This is a genomic window from Streptomyces amakusaensis, assembly GCF_039532665.1.
GTDB classification, from domain to species: domain Bacteria; phylum Actinomycetota; class Actinomycetes; order Streptomycetales; family Streptomycetaceae; genus Streptomyces; species Streptomyces amakusaensis.
This window is the reverse complement of record NZ_BAAASB010000010.1, coordinates 78,162-89,231: the sequence shown is the minus strand read 5'-3', so window position 1 is coordinate 89,231 and position 11,070 is coordinate 78,162. Positions and strand designations below refer to the sequence as shown.

1 protein-coding gene and 1 pseudogene are annotated in these 11,070 nt (G+C 73.8%); both read left to right on the top strand.

The window, feature by feature from the left end; genetic code table 11:
• Window positions 1-27: 27 nt before the first annotated feature.
• Window positions 28-10,974, top strand: coding sequence for a type I polyketide synthase (locus ABD371_RS19115; protein WP_425575815.1), 10,947 nt, complete (start codon window positions 28-30; stop codon window positions 10,972-10,974).
• A pseudogene (locus ABD371_RS35875) lies at window positions 10,967-11,044 on the top strand (hypothetical protein); the annotation flags it as partial. The gene ABD371_RS19115 and the pseudogene ABD371_RS35875, both read left to right, overlap by 8 nt.
• Between the last annotated feature and the right edge of the window lie 26 nt (window positions 11,045-11,070).

Here is an 11,070-nt window from a genome sequence, read left to right as displayed (position 1 = left end):
GTACGGTCCTGCCCGCTGGGAGTCGCTCTGATGACGAACGAAGAGAAGCTGCTCGACCACCTGAAGTTCGTCACGGGCGAGCTCCGGCAGGCGCACCGGGAACTGCGCGAACAGCAGGACCGGGACTCCGAGCCCATCGCCATCGTGTCCATGGCCTGCCGCTTCCCCGGCGGCGTCCGCACCCCGGAACAGCTGTGGCGGCTGGTCACCGAGGGCCGTGACGCGGTCGGCCCCTTCCCCACCGACCGGGGCTGGGACCTGGACGCGCTCCTCGACCCGGACCCCGGGCGGCCCGGCGGCAGCTACGGTCACGAGGGCGGATTCCTGCACGACGCCGCCGAGTTCGACGCCGGACTCTTCGAGATCTCGCCGCGCGAGGCCATCGCCATGGACCCCCAGCAGCGGCTGCTCCTGGAGACCTCGTGGGAGGCCTTCGAGCGAGCCGGCATCGACCCGAAGTCGGTGCGCGGTGCCCGGGTCGGCGTGTTCGCCGCCACCAACGGCCAGGACTACGCCACCGCGCTCGCCGCCGACCCGGAGGCGGCCGAGGGCTACCTCGCCACCGGTGCCGTCGCGAGCGTGCTGTCCGGACGCCTCTCGTACGTCTTCGGGCTGGAGGGCCCCGCCCTCACCGTGGACACGGCGTGCTCGGCGTCGCTGGTGGCGCTGCACCTGGCCGTGCGGTCGCTGCGCGGGGGCGAATGCACCATGGCGCTCGCGGGCGGCGTCACGGTCATGGCCACGCCCGCCGCGTTCGTCGAGTTCTCCCGTCAGCGGGGGCTCGCGGCCGACGGCCGGTGCAAGGCGTTCGGCGAGGGCGCGGACGGCACCGGCTGGGGCGAGGGCGTCGGGGTGCTGCTCGTGGAGCGGCTCTCGGACGCCGTACGCAACGGCCACGAGGTGCTGGCGGTGATACGGGGGTCGGCCGTCAACCAGGACGGCGCGTCCAACGGGCTGACCGCGCCCAACGGGCCCTCGCAGCAGCGGGTCATCCATGACGCGCTGGCCTCGGCCGGCCTGACGCCCTCCGACGTGGACCTGGTCGAGGCGCACGGCACGGGCACGAGGCTCGGCGACCCGATCGAGGCACAGGCCCTGCTGGCCGCCTACGGGCAAGGCCGACCCGCCGACCGGCCGCTGTGGCTCGGCTCGGTGAAGTCCAACATCGCGCACACCCAGGCCGCCGCCGGTGTCGCCGGTGTCATCAAGACGGTCATGGCCCTGCGGCACGGGGTGCTGCCCCGCACCCTGCACGCCGACGAGCCCACCCGGCAGGTGGACTGGTCGGCCGGCGCCGTCCGGCTCCTCACCGAGAACCGGCCCTGGTCCGGCTCCGGCCGGACCAGGCGCGCCGCCGTCTCCTCGTTCGGGGTGAGCGGCACCAACGCGCACACCGTGCTGGAGCAGGCACCCGACCCCGCGACCGGGGAGACCCCGCCCGCGCCGTCGCCCCCGGCCGCCGAACCGCCGCTGATCCCGCTCCCGCTCTCCGCCCGCACCCAGCACGCCCTGCGCGAACAGGCCGCCCAACTCCACGCGCACCTGACCGAGCGCCCCGACGCGCGCCTGGCCGACCTCGGCTACTCACTGGCCACCACCCGCGCCTCGCTGGCCGCCCGGTCCGTCGTACTGGCGGCGGGGCGCGACGACGCGCTGCGGGCGCTCGCGAGCCTCGCCGGGGGCACGGTCCCGCCGGAGGCGGAGTCCGGCACGGCGGCACCCGGACGCACGGCGTTCCTGTTCTCGGGACAGGGCGCGCAACGCGTGGGCATGGGGCGTGGACTGTACGACGCCTTCCCCGTGTTCGCCGAAGCGCTCGACGCCGTATGCGCGCGGGTCGACCTCGAACACCCCCTGAAAGAAGTGATGTTCGGGGAGGAGGCGGAGCTTCTGGCGCGCACCGCGTACACCCAGCCCGCCCTGTTCGCCGTCGAGGTGGCGCTGTTCCGGCTGGTGGAGTCCTGGGGGCTGACCCCGGACATGCTGGTGGGCCACTCGATCGGTGAACTGGCCGCCGCGCACCTCGCCGGGGTGCTGTCCCTGAAGGACGCGTGTGCCCTGGTGTCGGCGCGCGCCCGATTGATGGACGCGCTGCCCCCGGGCGGCGCGATGCTCGCCGTCGAAGCGGCCGAGGACGGGCTGGTCCTGCCCGACGGGATCGACGTAGCAGCGGTCAACGGGCCCGCCTCGGTCACCGTTTCCGGCGACGCCGGCGCGATCGGCGCGCTGGAGGAGCGGCTGCGGGCACGGGGTGTGCGGGTGAAACGGCTGGCCGTCTCGCACGCGTTCCACTCGCACCTGATGGAACCGATGCTCGACGAGTTCGCCGCCGTCGCGCGGTCGCTGACGTACCACGCCCCGACGATCCCGGTCCTCACCACCGCGCCCGGGGACCCGGCCACCCCCGATTACTGGGTCGGGCAGATCGTCGAGCCCGTCCGCTTCGCCGACGCCGTACGCCGGGCGGCCCACGAGTCCGGTGCCACCCGCTTCCTCGAACTCGGCCCGGACGGGTCCCTGACCGCCCTCGTCCCGTACATCGCCGACGGCGTGACCGCCGTCCCCGCCCTGCGCTCCGGCCCGGACGAGGCCGCGTCGCTGCTGCACGCCGTCGCGCGCGTCCACGCGCACGGCGCACCCGTCGACTGGGCGACGCCCCTCGGCGCGGCGGGCGCCCGGCGCACCGAGCTGCCCACGTACCCGTTCGAGCGGCAGGCGTACTGGCCCAGTGTCCGGCTGAGCCCCGGGGACCTGGCCTCCGCCGGGCTCGGCGCGGCAGGACACCCGCTGCTGGCCGCCGCCGTGTCGCTGGCCGCCGGGGGAGGGGTGCTGCTCACCGGCCGGCTCTCCGCCGCCACGCACGGATGGCTCACCGACCACACGATCCTCGGCAGTGTCCTCGTCCCGGGCACCGCGTTCGTCGAACTCGCCTGGCAGGCCGGGGAACACGTCGGCTGCGGGACCGTGGCGGACCTCACCCTCACCGCGCCGCTCGTGCTGCCCGCGCGCGGCGGCGTACAGATCCAGGTCAGCGCCGGAGCCGAGCGCGAGGACGGCACCCGTCACCTGGAGATCCACTCGCGTCCCGACGGCGAGGAGGAATGGACCGGCAACGCCACCGGTCTGCTCGCCGCGTCCCCCGCCGCCGCGGCCTCCCCGGCCGGTGCGGTGCGGACATGGCCGCCGGCGGCCGAGCCGGTGGACCTCGACGGCTTCTACGGGCGGGCCACCGAGTCCGGTTTCGCGTATGGTCCCCTCTTCCAGGGGCTGAAGGCCGCCTGGCGGTCCGGCGACGAGCTGTACGCCGAGGTGGAGCTGCCCGAGTCGGCCCACCGCGAGGCGGGCCGCTGCGGACTGCACCCCGCCCTGTTCGACGCCGCGCTGCACCTCACCGGCCTCGACCCGGACCGGAGCGGGCTGCCCTTCGCCTGGGAACGCGCCACCCTGCACGCGGCCGGGGCCACACGGGCCCGCGTCCGTCTGGCACCCGTCGGCGAGGACGCCTGGACGCTGCGGATCAGCGACCCCGAGGGCGCCCCCGTCGCCACCGTCGAGTCGCTCACCCTGCGAACCGCCACCGCTGCCGCCGCCGCCGCCGTCGCTCCGCGCCACGACGACTCGCTGTTCGTCCTCGACTGGACGCCCGTGCCCGTGCCCGCCCGGCGGGGTTCGCTCGCCATGGCCACCGACGGACTCGACGCCTTCATGACCGGGTTCTCCGGCACGGCACCCGAGGTCGTCGCGTGGCCCGTGGCCGAGGCGGACACCGAGGCCGCCGTCACCGAGGTCCTGGCCGGCCTCCAGGCCTGGCTGGCCGACGAGAGATTCGCCGCGTCCCGTCTGGTGCTGGTCACCCGCTCCGCCGTGGCCGCGGTACCCGGCGACGACGTCACCGGTCTGTCCGGGGCGGCCGTCGGCGGTCTCGTACGCTCCGCGCAGGCAGAGCACCCCGACCGGTTCGTCCTGCTGGACACCGACACCGACACCGGCACCGCCACGGACATCGGCACCGACCTGCTCGCCGCGCTCGCTGACGGCGACGAACCCTGGCTCGCCCTGCGCGGCGGCACTCTGCTCGCCCCCAGACTGGCCCGCGCCTCGGCATCCGGCGCCCTCGCCGTGCCCGACGCGGAGGGCTGGCGACTCACCGCCGACCGGGCCTCCGGCTCCCTCCGGGACTTGGCCCTCACCCCCGCCCCCGAGGCGACCGCGGAGCTGGCACCGGGCGAGATACGGGTCGAGGTGCGTGCGGCCGGGGTGAACTTCCGCGATGTGCTGATCGCCCTCGGTCAGTACCCGGACCCCTCGGCCCTCATGGGATCGGAAGCCGCGGGGATCGTGGTCGAGACCGGCCCCGGGGTCGCGGACCTCGCGCCGGGCGACCGCGTCTTCGGCCTGTTCGAGGGCGGCTTCGGACCACTGGCGGTGGTGGACCGGCGGATGGTGGCACCGATGCCGCGGGAGTGGACCTTCCCGGAAGCGGCCTCGGTGCCGATGGCCTTCCTGACGTCCTATTACGCCCTGGTGGATCTGGCGGGGTTGTCGGCGGGTGAGTCGGTGCTGGTGCACGCGGCGGCCGGTGGCGTGGGGATGGCGGCGGTGCAGTTGGCCCGTCATCTGGGTGCGGAGGTGTACGGGACGGCGTCGCCGGTGAAGTGGGCGGCGACCGGGCTGGACGAGGGCCGTCTCGCGTCCTCGCGGGACCTGGGTTTCGAGGCGGTCTTCGCGGAGCGTACCGGTGGGCGTGGTGTGGACGTCGTCCTCAACGCGCTGGCGGGCGAGTTCGTCGACGCCTCGGCACGGCTGCTGGCCCCCGGCGGACGCTTCGTCGAGATGGGCAAGGCAGACCTGCGCGAGCCGGACGCGTTCGGCGACCGCAGCTACCGCTCCTTCGACCTCGGCGAGGCAGGACCGGACCGGCTTCAGGAGATGCTGCGGGAGGTCCTCAAACTGTTCCGAACCGGCCGGCTCACACTGCTGCCCGCGCGGACCTGGGACGTCCGCCAGGCGGCAGAGGTCCTCAGACACCTCGGGTCGGGCGGCCACATCGGCAAGAACGTCCTGATGCTGCCCCGTGCCCTCGACCCGGAAGGCACGGTCCTGATCACCGGTGGCACCGGCGCCCTCGGATCGCTGCTGGCCCGGCACCTGGTCGAGCACCGGGGCGTACGCCACCTGACGCTCGTCAGCAGACGCGGGCCCGCCGCACCCGGAGCCCAGGAACTGACGGAGCGACTCGGCGCGCTCGGCGCACGGGTACGGATCGCCGCGTGCGACGTCACCGACCGGAAGGCCCTGGCCGAACTGCTGGCCACCCTCCCCGCCGAGCACCCGCTCACCGGAGTCGTCCACACGGCCGGTGTCGCCGACGACGGGATCATCGAGGCGCTGACGCCCGAGCGGATCACCGGCGTACTGCGCCCCAAGGCCCGCGCCGCGCTCGCCCTGCACGAACTGACCGAGGGCCACGACCTGGCTCTGTTCACCGTCTACGCGTCCGCGTCCTCCGCCTTCGGCTCCCCCGGCCAGGCCAACTACGCCGCCGCCAACGCCTTCCTGGAGGCACTGGCCCAGCACCGCCGCACCCGGGGACTCGCCGCGACCGCGCTCGGCTGGGGCCTGTGGGCCGAGGAGAGCACCATCAGCGGCGGCCTCGACACCACCGGTCTCGCCCGCGCCACCCGCGTCGGCGGCGCGCTCTCCACCGACGAAGGACTCGCCCTCTTCGACGCCGCCCAGGCCATGGGCCTGCCATACCTGCTCCCGCTGCGCTTCGACCCGTCCGCCGCCCGGACGCTGCGCCCCCTGCCCGCGCTGCTGCGCGGCCTGGTGCGCGCCCCCGCGCGCCGTGTCGCCAGTACCGTCGACGGCGGTTCGGGACTCGCCGGACGCCTCGCCGCGCTCCCCGCCGCCGAACAGCACCGCCTGCTCACCGCGCTGGTGTGCGCCGAGGCCGCGGCCGTCCTCGGGCACGCGGGCCCCGACGCGGTCGCCCCGGACCGGGTGTTCAAGGAACTCGGATTCGACTCGCTGACCTCCGTCGAACTGCGCAACCGCGTCAACGCGGCCACCGGGCTGCGCCTGCCGGCGACACTGCTGTTCGACCATCCCACCCCGGCCGCGCTCGCCGGCCACCTCGGCACCGAACTGATCGGCGAGGCCGGGCCGGCGCATCAGGTGCGTACCGGTGCCGCCACCGACCTCGCCGAGCCGATCGCGATCGTCGGCATGTCCTGCCGGCTGCCCGGCGGCGTCCGGTCGCCCGCGGACCTGTGGCGGCTCGTACGCTCCGGAGAGGACGCCATCACCGCCTTCCCGACCGACCGCGGCTGGGACATCGACACCACGCGTCTGCCGTACGCGCCGCTCGGCGGGTTCCTCGACGACGTGGCCGGGTTCGACGCCGGACTGTTCGGCATCTCGCCGCGCGAGGCGCTGGTGATGGACCCCCAGCAGCGGCTGCTGCTGGAGGCCGCCTGGGAGGCCTTCGAGGCGGCGGGGCTCGACCCCCTGGCGGTCGCCGGTGAGCCGATCGGCGTGTTCGCGGGTGCCTCCTCCTCGTACTACGGCCTCGACAAGGAACTCCCGGAGGACATCGCCGGCCACCGGCTCACCGGCGGCGCGACCAGCGTGCTCTCCGGCCGGGTGGCGTATTCGTTCGGGCTGGAAGGTCCTGCGGTGACGGTGGACACGGCGTGTTCGTCGTCGCTGGTGGCGTTGCATCTCGCGGTGCAGGCGCTGCGCAACGGCGAGTGCGGCATGGCACTGGCCGGCGGAGTGACGGTGATGGCGGGCTTCGAGGTCTTCAGCGAGTTCAGCCGCCTGGACGGGCTGGCCGGAGACGCGCGGTGCAAGGCGTTCGCGGACGCGGCGGACGGGACGGGCTGGTCCGAGGGCGTCGGCCTGCTGCTGGTGGAGCGGCTCTCGGACGCCGAGCGGTTGGGTCATGAGGTGTTGGCGGTGGTGCGGGGGAGTGCGGTCAATCAGGACGGTGCGTCCAATGGTCTGACCGCGCCCAACGGTCCCTCGCAGGAGCGGGTGATCCGTCAGGCGCTGGCGAACGCGGGTCTGTCGGCCGCCGAGGTGGATGTGGTGGAGGCGCACGGTACGGGGACGAGGCTCGGTGATCCGATCGAGGCGCAGGCGTTGCTGGCGACGTATGGGCGGGGGCGTGACGAGGATCGTCCGCTGTGGCTGGGGTCGGTGAAGTCGAATATCGGTCATACGCAGTCTGCCGCTGGTGTGGCGGGTGTGATCAAGATGGTGCAGGCGTTGCGGTCCGGTGTGGTTCCGGCGACGTTGCATGTGGATGAGCCGACGTCGCATGTGGACTGGTCCGCGGGTGGGGTGCGGTTGGCGGTTGAGGCGTGTGCGTGGCCGGAGACGGGTCGTGTGCGTCGGGCGGGTGTGTCGTCGTTCGGGATGAGCGGTACCAATGCGCACGTGATCATCGAGCAGGCCGCGCCGGCCGAGCGGGTTGAGCGGGTGTCGGTTCCTTCGGCCGGTGGCGGGCTGGTGCCGTTGGTGGTGTCGGCGAAGTCGGCGAGTGCGCTGTCGGGCCAGGCCGACCGGTTGCGGCAGCTGGTCTCCGGCGAATCGGGTCCCGAACTGTCGGACGTGGGCTGGTCGCTGTTGTCACGGGCGGCGCTGGAGCATCGCGCGGTGGTGCTGGCCGCCGACCGTCAGAGCGCTGCGGAGGGCTTGAATTCACTGGTCGAGGGGGCGTCCGACGGCTCCGTGCGCGGCGTGGCGAACGGTGAACGTGGTGTCGTGTTCGTGTTTCCGGGTCAGGGGTCGCAGTGGGTGGGGATGGGTCGGGAGCTGGCTCGGTGGTCGGGGGTGTTCCGGGAGTCGTTGGGTGAGTGTGAGGTGGCGTTGGGTCCGTGGGTGGACTGGTCGCTGCTGGAGGTGGTGGAGAGTGGTGGGGAGGGGTTGTTGGGCCGGGTGGATGTGGTTCAGCCGGTGTTGTGGGCGGTGATGGTTTCGCTGGGTCGGTTGTGGCGTGCGTGTGGTGTGGTGCCGTCGGCGGTGGTGGGGCATTCGCAGGGGGAGATCGCTGCCGCGGTGGTGGCGGGTGGTCTGTCGCTGGAGGACGGGGCCAGGGTGGTGGCGTTGCGCAGTCGCGCGATTCTGGCGCTGGCGGGTGGTGGGGGGATGGTGTCGGTCGCCGGGGGGCGTGCTGTTGTCGAGGAACTGATCGGGGTGTTCGGCGGGCGGTTGTCGGTGGCGGCGGCGAATGGGCCGGGGTCGACGGTGGTCTCGGGCGAGCCGGGGGCTCTGGAGGAGTTGCTGGGGCTGTGTGAGGGGCGTGGGGTGAGGGCGCGTCGTGTTCCGGTGGACTATGCCTCGCACTCGGTGCAGGTGGAGGAGGTGCGGGAGCGGGTTCTGACGGATCTGGCGGGGATCGTGCCGGTGTCCTCGGTCGTGCCGTTGTATTCGACGCTGACGGGTGGCCGGATCGACACGGTGTCGATGGACGCGGGGTACTGGTTCGACAATCTGCGTTCCACCGTCCGGTTCGAGGATGCCACGCGTGCTCTGCTGGCCGACGGGCGGTCGGTGTTCGTGGAGTGCAGCCCTCATCCGGTTCTGACGGTGGGGATCCAGGAGACCGCCGAGGCCGCGGGTGCGGATGTGGCGGTGGTGGGTTCCCTGCGGCGTGGCGAGGGAGACGGAGAACGCTTCCTGACCGCACTGTCCCAGGCATGGGTCACGGGCGTCCAGGTGGACTGGTCCTCGGTGATACCGGCCGGACACCGCGTCGAACTCCCCGGATACGCCTTCCAACACCAACGCTACTGGCTGGAACCCGCATCGACCACCGCCGGGAACAAGGCCGCCGACGCGGAGGAAGCCGCCTTCTGGGACGCCGTGGAACGCGGCGACCTCGCGGAACTCACCGGCACCCTGGAGCTGGAGTCCTCCCGGGAACTCGGCGCACTGCTGCCCGCACTCTCCTCCTGGCGTACCCGACGCCGTCAGGACACGACCATCGACACCTGGCGCTACCGGATCGAGTGGGCCCCCCTGACCGGACTCCCCGCCACCGGCCCGCTCTCCGGCACCTGGCTGGTCGTCGTCCCCCCGGCCTGCGAGCTGACGAAGTGGGCCACCACCGCGCTGCGCGCCGCCGGAGCCGCCGTCGTGGAGTTCGAAACCGACGGCGGCCCCACCCCGGACCGCGGCACCCTCGCCGCACGCCTGAAGGAGACCACCGACGCCCGGGAACCCCTCTCCGGCGTCCTGTCGCTCACCGCCACGGCCGACGTCGCGCCGCCGGACACCACGGTCCCCGCCGGGGTCGCCGCCACCGTGACGCTCGCCCAGGCGCTCGGCGACGCGGGCATCACCGCACCCCTGTGGACGCTGACCCACGGGGCGGTGTCCACCCACGACGAGCCCGTCGACCACCCGGCCCAGGCCGCGGTCTGGGGCATGGGCCGGGTCGCCGCGCTCGAACACCCCGACCGCTGGGGCGGGCTGGTCGACATCCCGCTCACTCCCGACAGCACGGCCGGCGATCTGCTGGCCCTCATCCTGACCGGCGGCACCGGCGAGGACCAGCTCGCGATCCGCGACCGCGGCGCATCCGCCCGCCGGCTCGTACGCGCACCTCAGGGCACCGCCACCGCCCAGCCCGCGCCACCGGCCTGGACCCCCACCGGAACGGTGCTGGTCACCGGCGGGACCGGGGCCATCGGTGCGGAGGCGGCCCGCTGGCTGGCTGCCCGGGGCGCGCCGCACCTGCTGCTCGTCGGCCGGCGCGGCGGAGAGACCGACGGGGCCGGGGAGCTGGCGGAGGAGCTGACCGCACTCGGTACGACGGTCACCGTGGCCGCCTGCGACGTGACCGACCGGGACGCGCTGGCGGCGGTGCTGGCGGCGGTGCCGGCGCAGTGGCCGCTGACCGCGGTGCTGCACGCCGCCGGCGTCGACGGTGTGACCGCACTGGACGAGATCGACGCGGAGCACCTCGACACCGTGCTCGGGGCGAAGGTCACCGGTGCGCGCCTGCTGCACGAGCTGACCCGGGGGACGAAGCTGGAACAGTTCGTGGTGTTCTCCTCCGGCGCGGCCGTCTGGGGCGGCGGAGGGCAGGGCGCGTACGCCGCGGGCAACGCGTTCCTGGACGCGCTGGTACGCCACCGCCGCGGGCTCGGCCTGGCAGGAACCTCGGTGGCGTGGGGATCCTGGGCCGGTGCCGGCCTCGCCGCCTCGGCGGGCGCTGACCGGCTGCGTCGACTCGGGGTCGTCCCGATGGAACCCGAACTGGCCGTACGGGCTCTGGAGCGGGCGATCGACCGGCACGAGGACGGTCTGGTCGTCGCCGACATCGACTGGGACGTCTTCGGGCCCGCGTTCACCGCGAGCCGGCCGAGCCCGCTGATCGCCGCGCTGCTCGACGAACGGACGCCGGACACGGCCGACGGGCAGAGCCCCGGCGAGCCGTCCGCACTGCTCGCCCGGCTGTCCGCCGCGCCGGCCCGACAGCGGCAGCAGATCCTGCTCGACCTGGTGCGTACCGAGGCCGCGGCGGTCCTGCGGTACCGGGACGGACAGGTCGTCGAGGCCACGCAGGCGTTCAAGGACCTCGGCTTCGACTCGCTCACCGCGGTCGAGCTACGGGACCGGCTGAGCCGGACGACCGGGCTGCGGCTGCCGGTGAGCCTGGTCTTCAACCACCGCAACCCCACCGGGGTCGCCGCCCACCTCGGCTCGGAACTCGGCGTCGCCGAACAGGAACCGACCGCCGACCAGGGGCCCGCCGAGCCGGGAGAGGACGCCGTCCGGCACGCCCTGGCGACCGTTCCCCTCGCCCGACTGCGTGCGGAAGGCCTGATGGACGCGCTGCTGCGGCTGGCCGGTGGTACCGACGACACACCCGCCCCGACCGCCGACGGCGACTCGATCGATGAACTGGACGCCGACGCGTTGATCAACATGGCGCTGAACGCCGACCGTGACGATGTCTGAGCCTGTGGAGAACTCGATGAACACTCGTAACGACAAAGCCGTCGAGGCCCTCCGCGCCTCCCTCAAGGAGGTCGACCGGCTCCGCCGGCAGAACCG